This window comes from Synechococcus sp. PCC 7336, assembly GCF_000332275.1.
Taxonomy (GTDB): Bacteria; Cyanobacteriota; Cyanobacteriia; order Thermostichales; family PCC-7336; genus PCC-7336.
Map to the genome: position 1 here is coordinate 3,052,685 of NZ_CM001776.1, position 16,896 is coordinate 3,069,580.

The 16,896-nt window shown below is 52.2% G+C and carries 12 protein-coding genes and 1 pseudogene; 4 read left to right on the top strand and 9 right to left on the bottom strand.

The features are described from left to right. Window positions 1–144: 144 nt before the first annotated feature. Window positions 145–2,199 (bottom strand): ATP-binding protein, encoded by a 2,055-nt coding sequence (locus tag SYN7336_RS14730; RefSeq protein WP_017326719.1) that lies wholly within the window; start codon window positions 2,197–2,199, stop codon window positions 145–147. A 76-nt stretch (window positions 2,200–2,275) separates the two neighbouring features. Further along, the gene (locus SYN7336_RS14735; RefSeq protein WP_017326720.1) at window positions 2,276–3,523 is read right to left on the bottom strand and encodes a DUF4255 domain-containing protein; all 1,248 of its coding nucleotides are present in this window, start codon (window positions 3,521–3,523) and stop codon (window positions 2,276–2,278) included. 294 nt (window positions 3,524–3,817) lie between these two features. Here SYN7336_RS14735 and SYN7336_RS14740 point away from each other — a divergent pair, with 294 nt between their 5' ends. Together SYN7336_RS14740 and SYN7336_RS14745 are read left to right on the top strand one after the other, a co-directional pair. Continuing rightward, a complete protein-coding gene (locus SYN7336_RS14740; RefSeq protein WP_017326721.1) occupies window positions 3,818–4,486 on the top strand; it encodes a Uma2 family endonuclease in 669 nt (222 codons plus the stop codon). Window positions 4,487–5,319: 833 nt separating this feature from the next. Next, entirely contained in the window at window positions 5,320–5,940 is a 621-nt protein-coding gene (locus tag SYN7336_RS14745) for a Uma2 family endonuclease (RefSeq protein ID WP_026101029.1), read from the top strand. A gap of 208 nt (window positions 5,941–6,148) precedes the next feature. Here SYN7336_RS14745 and SYN7336_RS14750 read toward each other — a convergent pair whose 3' ends face one another. Together SYN7336_RS14750 and SYN7336_RS14755 are read right to left on the bottom strand one after the other, a co-directional pair. After that, window positions 6,149–6,835 (bottom strand): Uma2 family endonuclease, encoded by a 687-nt coding sequence (locus SYN7336_RS14750; protein ID WP_017326723.1) that lies wholly within the window; start codon window positions 6,833–6,835, stop codon window positions 6,149–6,151. Window positions 6,836–7,171: 336 nt separating this feature from the next. Next, window positions 7,172–8,470, bottom strand: a complete 1,299-nt coding sequence (locus tag SYN7336_RS14755) for a hypothetical protein (RefSeq protein ID WP_156820164.1) — start codon at window positions 8,468–8,470, stop codon at window positions 7,172–7,174. 588 nt (window positions 8,471–9,058) lie between these two features. Between SYN7336_RS14755 and SYN7336_RS14765 the strand changes: the two genes are divergently transcribed. Further along, on the top strand, window positions 9,059–9,283 hold the full coding sequence (locus SYN7336_RS14765) for a Calvin cycle protein CP12 (protein WP_017326726.1): 225 nt from the start codon (window positions 9,059–9,061) through the stop codon (window positions 9,281–9,283). 193 nt (window positions 9,284–9,476) lie between these two features. Here the strand turns inward: SYN7336_RS14765 and SYN7336_RS26070 are convergent, their stop codons facing one another. The 3 genes and pseudogenes from SYN7336_RS26070 to SYN7336_RS14775 form a co-directional block, all read right to left on the bottom strand. Beyond that, the gene (locus tag SYN7336_RS26070) at window positions 9,477–11,732 is read right to left on the bottom strand and encodes a peroxidase family protein (RefSeq protein ID WP_017326727.1); all 2,256 of its coding nucleotides are present in this window, start codon (window positions 11,730–11,732) and stop codon (window positions 9,477–9,479) included. A gap of 1,543 nt (window positions 11,733–13,275) precedes the next feature. Next, window positions 13,276–13,362, bottom strand: a complete 87-nt coding sequence (locus tag SYN7336_RS33030; RefSeq protein ID WP_071590788.1) for a PEP-CTERM sorting domain-containing protein — start codon at window positions 13,360–13,362, stop codon at window positions 13,276–13,278. Between the two features lie 3 nt (window positions 13,363–13,365). Further along, window positions 13,366–13,584, bottom strand: a pseudogene (locus SYN7336_RS14775) (peroxidase family protein); the annotation flags it as partial. A 219-nt stretch (window positions 13,585–13,803) separates the two neighbouring features. Between SYN7336_RS14775 and SYN7336_RS30955 the strand changes: the two are divergent. Beyond that, on the top strand, window positions 13,804–13,950 hold the full coding sequence (locus SYN7336_RS30955; protein ID WP_017326729.1) for a hypothetical protein: 147 nt from the start codon (window positions 13,804–13,806) through the stop codon (window positions 13,948–13,950). Window positions 13,951–13,975: 25 nt separating this feature from the next. On the opposite strand, the gene SYN7336_RS14785 is transcribed toward SYN7336_RS30955, so the two are convergent. Together SYN7336_RS14785 and SYN7336_RS14790 are read right to left on the bottom strand one after the other, a co-directional pair. Next, entirely contained in the window at window positions 13,976–15,385 is a 1,410-nt protein-coding gene (locus SYN7336_RS14785) for a RecQ family ATP-dependent DNA helicase (protein WP_026101030.1), read from the bottom strand. Window positions 15,386–15,440: 55 nt separating this feature from the next. Continuing rightward, window positions 15,441–16,826, bottom strand: a complete 1,386-nt coding sequence (locus SYN7336_RS14790) for a UDP-glucose/GDP-mannose dehydrogenase family protein (RefSeq protein ID WP_017326731.1) — start codon at window positions 16,824–16,826, stop codon at window positions 15,441–15,443. Between the last annotated feature and the right edge of the window lie 70 nt (window positions 16,827–16,896).

The following is a 16,896-nucleotide window of genomic DNA, read 5'->3' on the forward strand; positions in this document are numbered from 1 at the left end:
ACAGAACAGAAATAGGTAAACACTCTTGCAGCGATCTCAACCGATTTCAATAAGCTACTTTAGCTGCGCTGTTTTGACGAGCTCGTGAAATCGGTCTTTAGCAGCCATTCTCCTAGGATAAACAATGCTCCACAATCCTAAAGCCTATCGTTCCAGCTCAAGCAACACTGGAGCTTCCCACCGAAAATCCCCTTCATAAATTGGGAGATCTAGCTTGCGGAACTCAGCGCGGGCGGCAGTCAAAATGTGGGGCATCCCGACTGATGCGTTCTCCTGAGCCGCCAGGAAAGCGGCATTAATCGCAATATTGTGGATGCTGCCCCCCGTCAAATTCATCCGCCCCAGACGATCGTAAGCCAACACGTCCACTGGCGTCTGCGGCGGAAACACTTTCTGCCACATTTGTTGGCGCGACTCCAACGACGGAAACGGAAAGTCAATCACGAATCGCAGCCGTCGCAGAAATGCACTATCCATCGATTTCTTCAGATTGGTAGCAAGGATAGCAAGGCCCCGATAAGCCTCAATCCGCTGCAACAGATAGTTCACCTCGATATTGGCATAGCGATCGTGACTGTCCTTCACCTCACTGCGCTTGCCAAACAAGGCATCCGCCTCATCAAAAAACAGAATCGCCCCTCCATCCTCCGCCGCATCAAATAGCCGCCGCAGATTCTTCTCCGTTTCCCCAATGTACTTACTCACCACCGCCGACAGATCGATCCGGTACAGATTCAGCCGCAACTCATTAGCAATCACCTCCGCCGCCATCGTTTTCCCCGTTCCACTTTCCCCTGCAAACAACGCATTCACCCCCAACCCTCGGTTCATGCGATCGCGAAACCCCCAATCGTCATACACCCTGCTGCGATGCCGCACCTGCGCCGCAATCTGCCGCAGCAACGAAGTTTCAGCCTCCGGCAACACAATGTCATTCCACGTTGCTTTAGTATCGAGCCGCTGAGCCAGCGCATCCAAACGGGGACGAGTGCGGACTAAGCAAGCTGCCCAAAGGCGATCGCGCAACAACTCCCCCTGAGATTTCGATGGCTGTTTGGCTGTTTTCCGATCCGGTGCTAAGCCCATTTCCGCCTCAGTTGTTGCCGCAATCTCCCGAATATCAGCCAGAGTCAAATTAAATTGACTGGCCAACAACGCCCCACCCTCTTCCTTCGTGCGACCCAACACCTGTTTCCAGGCATACAACTGTTCGTCTGGCTTGGGCTTAGCCACTTCAAACGACAGCGTCGAACGCTCCAGCAACCCGCTTTGCTCCCTCACATCCAGGAAAAACAAACCTTGCGTACTGTCCAGAAAGTAATGCAGGGCAGCAGCAGGGTTATTGGCAGAATTGCCACCCTCCATCACCTGCCCATCCAGATACAACGCCGCCGGAAACAATTGCACCTCCCGCTGCCAGAGGCAAACCAAAGTTTCCAACTCGGACGCTTGGCTGGGTAATAGCTCCACCCGCATTCGGTACAGCGGAATATCAAACCGATCTGCCACCGACAGCGCCACCCCCTGTTTGCTGGCGCGATCGCTGCCCAATAGTTGAATCATCGGCAAGGATCGCCTGTGGGTTACGGTTTGTAGCGGGTGCGCGATCGCCTCCACCACCTGCTGCTGCGAAGCTGCCAGCGAACGATAGGAAGACTCCTCCGACTCTGGGATTGGCAACGGCGCTAACAGTGAATTCAGGCGATCGTCCAGATAATTCAAACCCTTGAGGTAGTTGACGATCCGCTCGTCCACTTTAAGGGGACTGACTGTCAAAGGCTGAACGCCCGACTGATGAATTTCGATCAATCGCCACGACCGCAACGGTCGCTCGGGCGACACCACATCCCAAGCCGGGTTATGGAACAGACCAAACGCCAGCGCAAAAGTTGGATACGGCTGAGAATCCCCCTGAACTTTGGCACAAAGACTAGCGATTTCCGTATCCAGTTCCATCGCTGCACAGAGCAATAACAAGGACAGCTCAAACCGCGTCAATCCAAAGATAGAACTCAGTGCGATCGCCGCCGGAGCTGGCTTCATCGCTTCCACGTCCAACAGCTTCGCTTCTGCCTTGGCAGTCTCCTCCTCGGTCACCGTCGTGTCTGCGCTCGCGTGCTGGAGCCGTAGCCGCAACCAGGCGATCGCTGCTGCTAGGTAACTGGCGTTTCCCGCCTGCCATGCCGCCAAATCAGTCATGACACCGCTGCCTGAATCCTGTTCCTAGTATTGCCGCAATCGACCTCGCCCCGAGTTCAACTCACCAACTGTAACGTTACGCTGTGATGGCAACCGTTTGGTTAGCGGCAAACTCTGGCGGACGAGCTGTGAAATCTACGGGAATACTATCGACCCCATCCACCCGCAACCGCACCACATAAACACCGGGACGGACATCCGGTATCTGAACGCGCAAAGTTGTTGGCTGCGTCCCATCGGGGGCGGGCTCGATCTCCAACACCGGAATACCGCGATCGCCAAATAGCAGCAGCACCTCCCGCTCGGGTTGAATCTGGGGCACGCAGGTCAGCGTCAGGGTCAGGGAACCGACAGGGGCTGTGAGAGGGGCCACAGTCAGCACTTGGGGCGCGATCGCCAGCGGTAACGCATCCGTAGACCAACTGCCCCGATCTCGCGGCATCGTTAGAGACAGGGTGTAAAATCCAGCGAGCCATTGGATTGCAGCCTGAGGCGAATCAACCAGATTGGGCAGTTGCACCCGCAGCTCCGATTCCGTCCGCTCCGGCAAGGGAGTCAAGACAATCGGCTCCGATAAGCGGGGATGGCTCAACCGTACCGCAATCTCCGGGCGATCGAGATCGCTACCGCGAATCGTTAGGGTATTCCCCCACTGCGCACTGCGCTGGCGATTGGGTAAGCTTACCTCCTGCAACCTGGGACCCCCAATCCCCACCTGGGCGCTCGCCCCGCGCTCTTCGGGCAGGCGCGGCAGCACTGGCAGGGCCAGATCCAACGATAGCCTGCTGTCAATCAACACCACCGATACCTGATAGGCCACTGAAGCCCGATACTGTGCCTGAAACACCCGCCACACTTGTGACATCTCTTCAAACGTGAGGGATTGGGGAGTAATGGTAATGCGTTCAACTTGTTGGTGCAGATCGCTCTTAGGTAGCTCGGTCGCAGTCGCCGCCTCAATTTCAGTCGGATCGAGATAGGGATGGTCGTGCAAAATGCTCATGACCCGCCCCAGTAAGCGATGGCTCTTCACCTCGCTATCGTTCTCGCCATAGGCTGCGATTAAGAAATAGAGATCCAGCCCCAAGGGCGGTTTTTCCGTTGTACCCCGCTTGGCCTGTACGGGCTTGGGTATGTTTCCCCACGCGACGTTGGGGGCTGTGTGGTACAGGAACAGATTGACCTGATTCCCTTCGGAATTACTACGGGCTTTGTCCAAGGGCAAGGCAGTAATGCGACCACTGCCTAACTCATCCCGAATGCCCAGAAAGATCGGGTTTTGCAGGGTAGTTGTGACAGCTGCGAGCGCTAACGAGTTGCTCATGCGCGATAGTAGCAGGCATTCATAAAATTAGACTTATACTATCTACCTATAAAAACTCAAGCTTTCGCAATATAGGTTTAATTCGTTACATCTCATTCCTTTCTGGAGTTTTAAGAAATGGGATTCAGCAGCCCTCTGTGGGTAGCCAGTCGAAAGTGACTCAGCCCATTGTGGAGACTGAGTTCTAGCAATTATTGAGGAGCCCGACCCTGTTTAAACCGCGCTGGGCAGAGCCCAGCTCCCGTCTGCCTCGGGAATCCACGCTAAGCTAGGCGTACCGCCAGAGCAAGAGTGATGGTTACTGCGCAAGACCCTCAAGCCCCTGCAAGCTTGAGTCTCCCATTGGGAGAGCTATACAGCGACGAGCCGCCGATGGAAAGCGATGCCCACTTGCGCCAAATGCTTTTGCTGATTAGCTGTTTAGATTGGCTCTGGCAAGACCGAGATGATTATTTTGCCTCTGGCAATCTGACGATATATTTCAGTCCCAAACAAATTAAATCCAGAGACTTTAGAGGACCAGACTTCTTTGTTGTCTTGGGAACGGAGCGGCGATCTCGCAAAAGTTGGGTGGTGTGGGAGGAAGAGGGCAAATACCCCAATGCGATCGTCGAGATTTTGTCGGAGAGCACAGCTCAAGTCGATCGCGAAACGAAAAAGCAACTCTATCAAGATACGTTTCGCACGCCGGAATATTTCTGGTTTGACCCAAACACGCTGGAGTTCGCAGGCTTCATATTAATTGGTGGCACTTACGAGACCATCTCTGCTAATGAAGCAGGCCAGCTTTGGAGCCGCCAGCTCGATTTATACCTAGGTATTCATGAGTCTCAATTGCGTTTTTTCACCCCAGACGGGCAATTAGTCCCCACACCAGAGGAGGATGCTAAGCTAGCTCGGCAGAGAAGCGATCGCCTCGCTGAAAAGCTCAGGGAGTTGGGAGTTGACCCGGATACGGTTTGATGGGTGCGATCTCTACAGCAGAAATGAGATGGTTCAAAATTCTGAGATCTAATCGACGATCGCTTTTCAACATGCTCGAGCGCAGCAATAAGCTCAGTGGCACTATGAATTAAACCGCATCCATGTTGAGAGCTGGAGTTTTCAGGCGTTGCACTCGGCCCCCTAAATCCCCCACCAGTGGGGGACTTGTGAGAGGCTATTGGCTTCGTTCTACAACTTTAATGACCGCTGATTCGCCGGTTCGTCTTCCCCGTCTCCAAACCCCAGCTAGCACTGTCGCCAAGTCCCCCAGAATGGGGGATTTAGGGGGCGAATGCAGCGATCGACAGCGCTAGTGAGAGGGACTAATCGATGTCTTATCAAAACTACGGATTTCAGACTAGACTCGGTTTATGACTCCTGGAAAGAGTTTGCACAGTTGTTGGCCTAATTTCTTAGGCGCAGCAGGTTATGGCTTCATTTCCAGAGTCTATTCATGCAAGAGATCTACTTCTATTTTCTTCATGCGAAGTACTACCGAATAAGTTCGTTTGTAGACATCAATACAGACATAAACTAATGCATCAAAGTATGATTTGGATTTCTTGGTAAGCTTCATACACATCTTCCTCGCTTGATGTTTGGCTTGTTCAAGCAGATGCTTGACTTTGCTCACCGCACTTCCTTTTACACCATAGGGTTAACCTACGGAGAGCGAACGCACTGCGATCTTTGCTTGAAGTCATTCGCCTTAGGTTAACGTAGTGAAAGATGTTGCACCACTTTCCTCGATCGCAATGAGGATGTTAATCATTGGTATGGAGTGGAGCAGTGGAAAGGGGAGAGAAACCGTTATGGTTCAGGCACCGGTAGCGCGCCCGATGACTTTTGAGGCTTTCCTGGAGTGGTATCCAGACGATGGCCGCAGGTATGAATTGATTGAGGGGGTTGTGGTTGAGATGTTACCAACTGGTCCACATGAGAATATCGGTGGATTTTTGGGAGCAGAACTCAACTTTGAAATTCGGCGAAGCAAATTGCCCTATTCAATTCCTCGTACCTGCCTAATTAAGCCTCAGGCAGAAGGCTCGGGCTACATGCCAGATGTCGTAGTACTGAATCGCGAGTTATTGAAGCAAGAACCTTGCTGGCCAGCGGCTTCGGTGATTCAGTACGGTGCAACGTCTCCACTGGTCATTGAGGTGGTTAGTACCCACTGGCGAGATGATTGCGGTCATAAATTTGTAGAATATGAAGCCATGGGCATTGCAGAGTATTGGCTGGTTGATTTCCGTGCCCTAGGTGCAGTGCGCCACATTGGTCAACCCAAGCAGCCGACTATTACAATCTGTCAGCTTGAAAGTGAAGAGTATCAAATGCGGCGATTTGTGGTGGGGGAAAAGCTGATTTCTGGAGTATTTCCCCATTTGGATTTGACCGCAGATGCGGTATTTGCTGCTGCAGGTTCATGTTAACTATCTGATTCAGTCCCTCCAGATCTTGCCAGCTTCTCACAACCGAGCGCTGCTCTGCAAACACTCATTTCCCCGATCTCTCCATTCCCTTCTCCCGCAGCATGGCATCCCTCCACTCCGCCGATCGCTCGGACAGCGGCGGCACCGGATCGCGGGAGTAGACGTTGAGGAGGAGTTGCTAAACGATCCTGACGGTCCGATCTTGCTTCTATTCTCGCGGAGAATTCGGGGTAATGTTTGATTGCGTATTCTGTTTTTGCTGTCTCGCCCATTGACGTAGAGTTTGTTCTGCCTGAATCTCATCTATCTCAGCTTCAGCTAGAAATTCATACAGCTTTGCTTTTGGTACGAACGGAAAAGTCGGGCTGGTTTCAACCTCTTGGTAGCGATCGCCGTCCCGTTGGTAGATACACCAAACTTGGCCCTGATAGCGCCAGAACTCAGATATGCCTATAGCAGCATAAAGAGATAACTTATCAATATCGGTATGGGTAATATCCACTTCCACTACAAGGTCTGGCGGTGGATCTCGGTTTAGGTCAATCTTCTTGCCAGCAACTTTAGACTGGGTTTGGATGTAGTAAGCTTTATCAGGTTCTGCTCCTCGGTCTAAATCTTCTCGATCCAGTGTGGTCGATCCCAAGCTTTTAATTTTTTGCCCCAGTTCTGACACTAAAAAATAAATGAAACGACCGATGAGCTCGCTATAGAATTCATGCTCTTCCAGGGGCATGGTTATCTCCAAGGTGCCGCGATCGTAAATTAGCCGTGCCGAGCGCCGAGCGCCTACTGCGTGCAAAATCTGTTGATAGGCTTGCCAACTCAGGGAGCGAAAAATGACGCGCTGCTCTCCGATAGACTGTGTTGGTTTGAAAGATGGTTGGACAATGACCATAAAAGACGGCACCGAGCTGAATTTGGGGTCGTTTCGACCCTTATTATAGAGTGGATTTCTGTTCTGTCACTTTCCAGCAGTAAACATACATCTTGCTGATAGAATTGTGACTTTAAAACCTGAGTTTGATGGTGCTGCATTGCCCTCACCCCCAGCCCCTCTCCCAATTTTGGGAGAGGGGAGCAACAGCCTCAAACCCGCAATCTACCGTTTGGTTCCCCTTCCGCCAAAATTACGGCTGACGCCACGCTTCGCGAGGGGAAAGAGGTTAGGGGATGGGGCTAGGCACCTCTATCGAGATACGTTCGGAATGACTATGGGCTTTGTCTGAGCGGCTCATAAAATGGGTGGTTGAAGGAATTGGCTAGTTGCAGCCGCCAGCGCCGCGATCGCCACCCCTAGGCTCGATAATAACCCCAGCCGAAACCACCGTTGTTGCTGTCTGAGAATCTCAATTTCTGCTTTCAGATCCTCGACATTGCCCGCAATATTTCCCGATTCAACTCTGGTTTCCAGATCCGAGATTAATGATTGCAAACTAACGATGGATTGAGTGTTGTAGCGTAGTGCTTCTGGCAATTGCTCTTTGAGACGAGAAAACTCGGAGCTCAACTCTAGCAGCGATCGCGCCACTTCCTCTCGATCGGCTGCCTCCGACTTGCTGGCAATCGCCGCCTGCAGACCGCTCATATCCATTTGGAGTCGCTCGATCGCCGCTCCCTGTTGCTCGACCTTCGTATTGAAGCTATTGCCCATTTGAGCGAGCTCCTCCCGTGTGGAGGCAATCGCCGCAGTATCGTGCTGGATACCGCGATCGAGCGTTTCGAGTTGTTCTTCCAACCGCGAGAGTTGTGACTGCAATTGGGCGATCGCTTCGCCTGTCACTCCATCCTCTTTAGCGTCGTTCGCGGCCTGTTTCTGCTCTAAAACTTCCAGCCGTTCCTGCAAGCTGACAAGGGATTGAGTGTTGTACCGAATGGCTTCGGGCAGTTGTTGCTCTAGAGGCGTGACGGTCGATTGCAACCCGTAAATCGAGGTTGACAGTTGCTCTAGCTGTGCCTCAATCTCCGAGGGTTGGCTGAGTCTTTGCTGGAGAGCATCGAGATCGGATCGCAATCGAGCAATATCTGCAGGGGCGCTCGCGGCTTGAGGCTCCTCTCGCTGCTGCAATTGTGCGAATTCGGCGCGCAGTTGGACGAGTGCTTCTCGGGTATCAGCAAGGTCGCTCAGGTGTTGGCTGAGTTCTGCAACTTGCCGCTCTAAAATGACAACGGCTTCAGTGTTGAATTGAATGGCGTCGGGAGCTTCTCCGACAATTTCAGTCATTCTGGCTTGAAGAGTAGCCACTTCTGTCTGTAAACCTGTCAAGCTAGACCAGCGATCGGAGGCGTCTCGCAGAGCGTCGAGATCTGTTCTTAATTGGGCGAAATCGGCCTGCAAAGTGGCGATCGCATCGCTTCGAGCCGCTTCCAGTTGTGCTGAGGGTTGTTGCTCCTTCTCCCCAGCTCGCGCGATCGCAGGCACTTCCGATCCAGACACCTCTGCGGTTGGGGAACTGCTTTCAGGTGTCTGAGGGGTAAAGGGTTGAGTCGTTGAGGCTTGCTTTTGTTTGCGGGAACTCCGACGTCTAGCCACCACTCTGCTCCATGCTCGGACAGATCTTAATTTGGGCACATCATAGCGCTTTTGTGATTTTGCTTACCATAATGGATCGACCGTTCTCGACCGCTGCCTTTGACTCACAGCTTGGGCAATTCGGCATTGGGTATGAGTGACTAAAGTTTCCTCGAGATCTTATCCTTAATCTGGGGACTACCGATGCGGTTAAAGTAGGTCTAACTCTCGATGTCAGCAATGGACCCGTTGAGGGGCTAAACAACCGCCTAAAAATGCTGAAGCGACAGATGTTTGGCCGGACTGGGCTAGATCTTTTGGCCAAACGCTTCATCTTGAAAAGATAATTTTATACCTGTTGAGTGCTTATCCTGGAGAATATTTTTAGATCGCCTAAAGCGGACAAGAGCCCGAAGTTGGCGTTATTTTGCACCCGTGACAGCATGGGACACCCGAGCTCAAATGATAACCTCTGCAAACGCGATCGATTTAATAAGCTCAAACCCTTTCTATGTAGGACTTTGCTGCAGAAGGATACAATTAACTTATCGACATCCTCACCCTCTGTCCCCCGTTCATCAAGCAATTTCTGTTGAAAGGACTCCAACTATGACCACTACTCTGCAAGATCGAATCCAAACTGCGACTGAAGAGGCTCGTGCCATTTGCGAAGAGCTGGGCTCCGACTCTCCCAAGTGTCGTGCTGCTTGGGATGCGGTGGAAGAGCTGACGGCTGAAGCGAGCCATCAGAAGGCGACCCCAAAGAAATCGCCCTTGGAAGTGTATTGCGACGAAAATCCCGATGCAAGCGAGTGCCTGATTTACGACGACTAACGGCTGACAAAACGCTGATGCCCATACAAAACCGGTTCGCAAGCCACAATCGACCTGCAAACCGGTTCTGTATCTTCTCGGACTGGAAGAACTAAACACCAACTCGGTCAGTTTCTCCAACGGAGTTGGATACTGCCAGTGCCTTTGCGAAACAGAGACACTGGCAAGATCGACCCGATCGCCGAACTGGATTTTAGCTGACGAACTCGAAGCCTTTACTGAAGTCAGAGATCCGCTTGTTTTGGAATACAGCAATCAGATCGTCTGCGTCACTGAGAGCGCCCGAACCATCGGCATCTAGGAACAAGTCAGTTGTCTTAAACCCACTGCCAGTGACCAACAGATAGTCACTTGCCTCGCCGACTAGCTCAACGACATCTTTATTTTTGTTGAAGAGGATCAACGTAGCGAAACCATCGCCTTCATAGAAGACGGAGCCTTTTTCACCGAGGATAATGGTGTCACTTCCAATTCCTCCCCGGATCTTGTCAAAGTCATTGGCACCCAATTGACTGCCAACCCCTTTGATCAAATCGTTGCCGACGCCACCGAGCAGATAGTCATCGCCATCGCCGCCCAGTAATCTGTCTTCGCCGAAATTGCCCTTCAGGGTGTCATCGCCATCGCCGCCGAGCAGGACATCGTCGCCGAATTTACCCCTGATGGAGTCGTCACCCAGACCGCCGAGCAGGTAATCATCGCCAGCCCGACCCTCAATTCTGTCATTACCGGCGTCACCAAAGATTAAGTCATTGGTTATAAAACTCCCGGAAAGCCTGTCATCCCCAGCGCCACCGGTGATGGTGTTCTCAATTGGGTTGATGAAGGCGTCATCGGTGACGAAGAAGCGGCCATCAGTGATATTGTCTGCAATGACACTAGCCAAGGAAGTTTCAGACAGATCTGGAGCTAGAACGTCTAAGTGGGCTTGCTCTCCTTCATCCAGGAAGAAGAAGCGATCGCCATCCCGCAGGCGCACAAACTGGTCGGTCAGAATCGCATCGAATGTCGGGCCGAGCAACTGATTGCCGCCAGCCGTTAACTCAGAGATTCCCCCAATCCAAAGATCGATTTGACCGACAGAGTCATAGGCTGCCTCGAACAGAGCTCGCACTTCTGCAGAGAAAGGCAGATCGTCGAAACTCTCGATAGGGGCGTCGGGGAAAAGCTGGTTGTACACCTCGGTATAGCTGGGCAGACCGACTTCGCGACCGCGAGCAATGTTGACCGAAGCCAAGTCAAGCCCGCCGGTAGCCCCCGGGAAGAGGAAGTTGCGCACCCCGTCAACAATCATGTTGTCGAGTTCTTCAGCCGTCTGCAAGGTCAGACCCGTCAGCAACGAATCCACACCGTCAGCATTAATCTCGAACGGATTGAAGAAGGATGCAGCGAGAGTGGCACTTGAAACCCCCTCTCCGTCCACCCGAAGTAGGGTGTCGGTCAGCAGAGTGTGGCCCAAGCGGAAAACAGCATTCGCGAACTCTTGGCTGACACTCGGATCGACAGTTGGGTCATAGCCTTCGTAGCTATCCAGCAGGTTTTCGCCAATCAATAGAGGCAAGAATTCCTGATAGGTAATCAACTGAAGTTGAGCTCCAATCACCTTGCGGGTCGACTGGTACAAGAATTCATCTAAGGCTTCTTCGCCCACTAAATCAGTACTGGCGAGAAACTCGTCGTATTTCTCTGCCAACGCTGCTTCGCCCGCATCCAACCGCTCTGCCAGTTCTCCAGCGAAGCGATTGTGTTCGCGCACGAATAAGGTGTGGACCGCCGTTAAGCCGGTTTGCTCGTTGGCACGAATATCGCCAGCAACGAAAAGAATCTCATCTGGAAAACCAAGGGCATTGGCATTGGCAATGGGGTTATCGGCATCGTTTAATGGCAAAAAGACTTCGCCATCCGGCCCCGCAGATGTAGCCAGCAGCCCGCCAGACCCAGCACGCAAGGCTTCCGCCCGCTCGTCTTCAGAGCCGTATACGTTCGAACCGTCAATAAAATGAGTGATTTCGTTAATGTTTTCGCGCGGAGTCGTTTCTCCGGTGCCTTCTGCTGCCGGCACTCGAATAAACGGCAGTTCCGTAATCCCGTCTTGGACGAACGGATCGCTGAGATCGTCTTGGGGCACGGGAATGGGCGTGAAGTCTTCTGCGGGGCTGGCACCGCTAGCCTCATTCAAATCGAGATCGTGGTCGAGAAACTGTCCCCACTGCCACAGCCAGTTGCTGGCACTGAGGAAATTGGGGATCGAACCTTCCTGTTCGACAACAATATTACTGATGGTGCGGGGATTGGGCAGGGTAGAGCTATCAAATTCTCCACCGCGCGGGACACTAATGCCATCTTCGAAGGCGGGGTCAAACAGCCGAATTAATTCAGTCTCAGCCTCACCCAAGGTAGGGTTGGCAATGTTGTTGCCAAGGCCATTAATGGTACGAAATTCACCCATTGTGTCGTTCTCTCTTTTCAAAAAAGACAATAGCCGCATGTGAGAAGTACGAATACTACTCATAATTGGTGATGTAGCCAAAGACTCTGCCACCTTCGTCAGAAGCAGGCTGCAGGAGTCATCGATTGAAGCAAAGACTTGATACTTGCTTGAGATTGGTTTCAAGGCTCAGCTTTAGCCGCCAATCTCATCTCTCAAAGCTACAGTGCCCTCCACAGTCCCAACATTTTTCCTCCAAATCACGAGGTTTGACCCTCGTCTCTCTTGCTAAGCAAGAAGGTTCACGGCGCTACCAAGCTATTGCCAGTCTACGAGCCGCCGTCGTACAGAGCGAACCTATACACTCCACCAACTATGAGGCGAAGCAAAGGTTCTTCAGGATTATACCCGCCAAACGAAGAAGCAAGGCAACCATAAGACATTTAGCAGGCAATCAGTAATTGAATAAGGCACTTATCAGGCAAAGCCTTCAAAACCTCAGCCAACCGAAATCATGCTACTTAGTATTTACACTTAAATTGTGACCTTTGCAAGAAAGTTCACATAGAGTAAAGCTCCTTGACACAATCTTGAATTTTAAGCGCCCGCCGATGCTTGGGGTTGACGATTACATTTTTCTGAATTAGGGATTATAAGTTTATCTCCACAGCTGTCTTCAGATTCTACACAAAGTCACTGTCAGGGCATCTGAGGCTATTCATAACCTGCTAATAACCTCCTTGACATTGCATATCTTTACGGCTATGGAGTTACTACATCGCTATAGATCGGAAGTCTTAGCCACAGTACAATCCTTGTTGGCTCTGCATTTCAGAGGTTACGTCATCATATCTTAAGAATTGGATAAGACTATATTTACGTTTTCTTAAAAGGAACTCGATTTGGTAATGCACCTAATACTTACGTATCGTACATTTTTGCCGATCTGGCAAAGAATTTGTTGTTTATTCTCCGAGCTGTTAAATTGAGTTTTTAGTCCTTTTAGGATTTTCTGATAGAGATTAATTCTTTCTAGTTTTTTGAGGCTTTAATTGGATTAAATTTTTAGATTGTATTTTTGGAAAGTCTATCTTCTGTCTGTAATCTTTGGAGTCTAGATATTTTGAGATCGGTTGATTATTTTGCGATCTTCTCAATCGTTGCTGTAATTGAGTGAGATCGCCTCCCCCGCCAAAGCCAAGCCAGTCAGGGATTGTGGGTGGGGAAGGGTAGTGATTGGGCTGGATGGCAAGGCTCAGTGCCAACAACTATTTATACAGGTTGAAGTAGATTTTTTCGTCGGTGGTTATCCAGGAGCAAACTCGAATACATTTATAAAATTAAATCGAGATCGCGAGTGCCGAATTGTCTTGCCGAGAACAAAAACCTGTACTTATCCCAAGACAGCCGTAAAAAAACAACCGCGAGACATTAGAGAGAATGGAGCTCTCGTTAGATCTCGCGGCCCAATCTTGAAGCACTCAAAAACCGATCCTTAAAGGATCCTCGGAATGCTCGATTTATAAAGTTTCTGCGATCGCCCGCACTTGCGGGCAACGTTGCCTTAACCAGAGCGGTTTTGGCGGCGGCGCAAAACCGCTCCACCACTCAAGGCAAAGAGAGTGCCGACAATCGTGATGGGTTCGGGCACTCCTCAAGCTTCAGCCGTCAAGAAGGCATTCGACTGAATGCTGGTGATGCCGGTGTTGCGCAGAAGCACATTCGATAGCGTGGTGTTTTGGGCGTAGAAGGCGAGCAGATCGCCGAAAGCACCCGTGTATTGGTCGCCGTTCAGGTAGAAAAAGCGATCGCCATCCCGCAGGCGAGAGAACTGGTCGGCCAAGATGAAGCCGAAGGTTTCGCCAAATAAGCCACCTTGAGGTTTATTGGCGTCATATTGAACGAGGCTGTCATTTAACTCACAAGCCTATCGCGGCCCCTCGTGCGAGCAACTGTACAGGCAGGGCTCTCTCAGATAATTGCTTCTGCTTATCCTGCCCATTAGATTGTTACATAATGCAAACTTAGTCTAAGAAATATAATTGAAGCATTGAGGTGACTTCAACACTTAGAAATTTGCTGGAAACCCGAGATGACGACAGAAAGCGCGATCGCAACCCCTCAGACGGCAGACGGGCAGGCTCTGGAGCAACAACAGTCCACGAGTTTTTTCTGCGGTTGTCCCATTGCCAGCAACGAGATCGACAGTCCTGAAGAGCTGATGGGTTATCTCGACTAGTCTGGCTGACATCAGTTCTGCGGATTTAGCGGGTGCAGTTGTCGCAGGTGCCACAGGGGCGATCGCCGCAATAGCCTAGCGCTTTAGACACCACCTGCCAGCGACAGTGACGGGTGGTCGCCAACTGTTCTACCGCTCCGCTCAATGCAACTCTAGTGGGATGGGATTGGCGAGCTGGGGGTGACTGCAGCCGAAAGGAGAATGGATCGTCCCATTCCAAGTGCCCCGAGCGGTGGAGTTGAGCCAGCGCTAGCTTGGCTGCCGGACCGTGTTTGGAGATCGCTGCTTCGTATTGACCCCGCTCGGGCAAACGGGTGCGTAGCCTCTCAGCCTGACGTTCTAGGGTTGTGCCTTGCTGGCGAAAGTACTGTTGTAGTTGGCGATCGCCCCCATCGAGCAATCCCGTCGGCTCCGATGCCAGCATCAAGGCCGTGGCAGGTTTTCCATCCCGTCCGGCTCGACCCACTTCCTGAACGTAATCGGCGATTGTGGGTGGCGGCTGAAAGTGGGCGATCCAGCGGACTGCCGGTCGGTCGATGCCCATCCCAAACGCATTTGTGCAGACTAAAAATGGGCGATCGCCATTCAACCATTCCCGTTCTAAGCGACGACGTTCCTCAGTGCCCAGTCCGCCGTGATAAGCCGCTGCAAACAAGCCTCGTTTCGCCAGTTTTTGCACCAGCTCGCCACAGGTAGCCCGCGTGCGAGCGTACACCAATCCTGCTGTTCCCTGCTGTTGCTGAATAAATTTGGCCAGTTGTTGCAAGCGTCCTGCCGGGGTCCAAGCATAGCGCACCTGCAGGCGAATATTGGTGCGCTCCGGACTAGCTCGCACTACGAGCGGATCCCTTAGGTGCAACACTCGCCGCAAGAGCTGCTGGGTGTCGCGATCGGCAGTGGCGGTAAAGGCTGCGAGGGGAAACGAGCGCGAGAGTCCGCGACGAACGGCCCCCAGGCGCATAAAGTCGGGTCGAAACGATGTCCCCCAAGCTGCTACGGTGTGGGCTTCATCGATAATGGCCCCGGCGATCGCGATCTGCCCCTGCTGCAACCTCGACCACATCGGCGGACTGAGCAGAGTTTCGGGAGAGAGGTACAGCAGGCGCAATTGTCCTGCATCCAACTGTCGCAGTACCTGTCGCCGTTCCTGTGGAGGTAATTGGCTATGCAGGGCTGCTGCCGACAACCGCCGCTGGCGCAGTTGCCCGACTTGGTCTTCCATCAAGGCAACAAGCGGGGAGATAACCAATGTCGTGCCCGTTTGGAGAATGGCTGGCAGTTGAAAGCAGAGGGATTTGCCAAACCCTGTGGGCAAGATGACGAGTGCATCTCTCCCCTCTAAGAGCGAGTGGATGACTTCTGCCTGGGGCGATCGCAGGCGATCGTATCCCCAGTGGCGTTGCAGCACTGTCAGCAATTCAGCAGGCAGGCGCATGTTCGACCATTGTCCTTGAATTTCGACAGATGACTGCGACACCGCGCGATCGCCCTTAGTGGCCAAACCCGAGATAGGTAAAGCCCGCCGCTTCTAATTGGGCTTTGTTCAAGACATTGCGACCGTCAACCATCACCTTCTGAGCCATCAGTTCCCCCAGCTTGGCGTAATCGGCATCGAGGAAATCCTGCCAATCGGTCACTAGCACGAGTGCATCGCAACCATCGGCCAATCGCTCTAAGTCCGTTTCCACCACCACGCCGGCTAACCCTTGACTACTGCCAGATTGAGATAGCAGCGGGTCGAAGGCTTTAACTTTGGCCCCCAGGTGGTTGAGTTGGGCGATCGCATCGAGGGATGGCGCATCTCGCATGTCATCGGTGTTGGGTTTGAATGTGAGTCCCAGCAAGCCAATGGTTTTACCCTTCAAAATTTTGAGCTGCTGTTGCAGTTTCTCGATCGCGAGGTGGCGCTGCTTGCGATTGACACTGACTGTGGATTTCAGTAACTCGGCTTCATACCCATAGTCTGCCGCTGTATGTACGAGAGCTGACACGTCTTTCGGGAAGCAAGAACCTCCCCAGCCCAAACCCGCTTGCAAGAACTTACTGCCAATGCGGGAGTCTAGGCCAATCCCTTTCGCCACTTCTACGACATCGGCACCGACGCGATCGCAAATATTGGCAATCTCGTTGATAAAGCTAATTTTCGTGGCGAGATAGGCATTGGAGGCGTACTTCACCATCTCGGCAGAACTGAGATCGGTAATTGCAACCGGCACGGGCGGTAGAGACTTATCTTCGGCATAGCTGCGATCGACGATCGGGGCATAGAGCTCTTGCATCAGCTCGATCGCCTTCTCGCTATTGCCCCCCAAGACAATCCGATCGGGATTGAGGGTATCGTAAACTGCCGATCCCTCCCGCAAAAATTCGGGGTTGCTCACCACTTCAAATTGAGGGGCGGGCAGAGCATCGGGAATGCCGCCTGCCGTCACCCCCACGAGTGATTTTTGGCTTTCGGCCATGCCCTCCAACACGATCATGCGCACCCAATCGCCGGAGCCAATCGGCACGGTAGATTTGTTGACAATCACTTTGAAATCGCCATTGAGATGGGAGCCAATGCCGCGAGCCACAGCCTCGACGTAACGGGTATCGCTTTCTCCCGTGGGCAAGGCTGGGGTGCCGACTGCGATAAACAGAATTTCGCCGTGGTTGACTCCAGCCTCTAAATCGGTGGTGAACTGAATCCGTCCGTCCGCCAGCGTTGTTTCGATCAGCTCTGTCAGGCCCGGTTCGTGAATGGGGGACTGACCCGATTGCATGAGTTTGACTTTGGCTTCGTTATTGTCTACGCAGATGACATCGTGACCGATGTGGGCCAGACACACCCCCGTCACTAAGCCGACATATCCCGTTCCAATGACGCAAACTCGCATGTGTAATGCTCCTCTCCTAAATTTGTGAGTTTATATTAGTGATTCATGCAGTCGATATTGTTCGAGCAAT

Bases quoted from the DNA above. Each gene is read 5' to 3' on its own strand.
- SYN7336_RS14740 (WP_017326721.1), top strand. From the start codon at position 3,818: ATGGTTACTGCGCAAGACCCTCAAGCCCCTGCAAGCTTGAGTCTCCCA.
- SYN7336_RS30955 (WP_017326729.1), top strand. From the start codon at position 13,804: ATGACGACAGAAAGCGCGATCGCAACCCCTCAGACGGCAGACGGGCAG.
- SYN7336_RS14790 (WP_017326731.1), bottom strand. From the start codon at position 16,826: ATGCGAGTTTGCGTCATTGGAACGGGATATGTCGGCTTAGTGACGGGG.
- SYN7336_RS26070 (WP_017326727.1), bottom strand. From the start codon at position 11,732: ATGGGTGAATTTCGTACCATTAATGGCCTTGGCAACAACATTGCCAAC.
- SYN7336_RS14750 (WP_017326723.1), bottom strand. From the start codon at position 6,835: ATGGTCATTGTCCAACCATCTTTCAAACCAACACAGTCTATCGGAGAG.
- SYN7336_RS14785 (WP_026101030.1), bottom strand. From the start codon at position 15,385: ATGCGCCTGCCTGCTGAATTGCTGACAGTGCTGCAACGCCACTGGGGA.
- SYN7336_RS14730 (WP_017326719.1), bottom strand. From the start codon at position 2,199: ATGACTGATTTGGCGGCATGGCAGGCGGGAAACGCCAGTTACCTAGCA.
- SYN7336_RS14745 (WP_026101029.1), top strand. From the start codon at position 5,320: ATGGTTCAGGCACCGGTAGCGCGCCCGATGACTTTTGAGGCTTTCCTG.
- SYN7336_RS14735 (WP_017326720.1), bottom strand. From the start codon at position 3,523: ATGAGCAACTCGTTAGCGCTCGCAGCTGTCACAACTACCCTGCAAAAC.
- SYN7336_RS14765 (WP_017326726.1), top strand. From the start codon at position 9,059: ATGACCACTACTCTGCAAGATCGAATCCAAACTGCGACTGAAGAGGCT.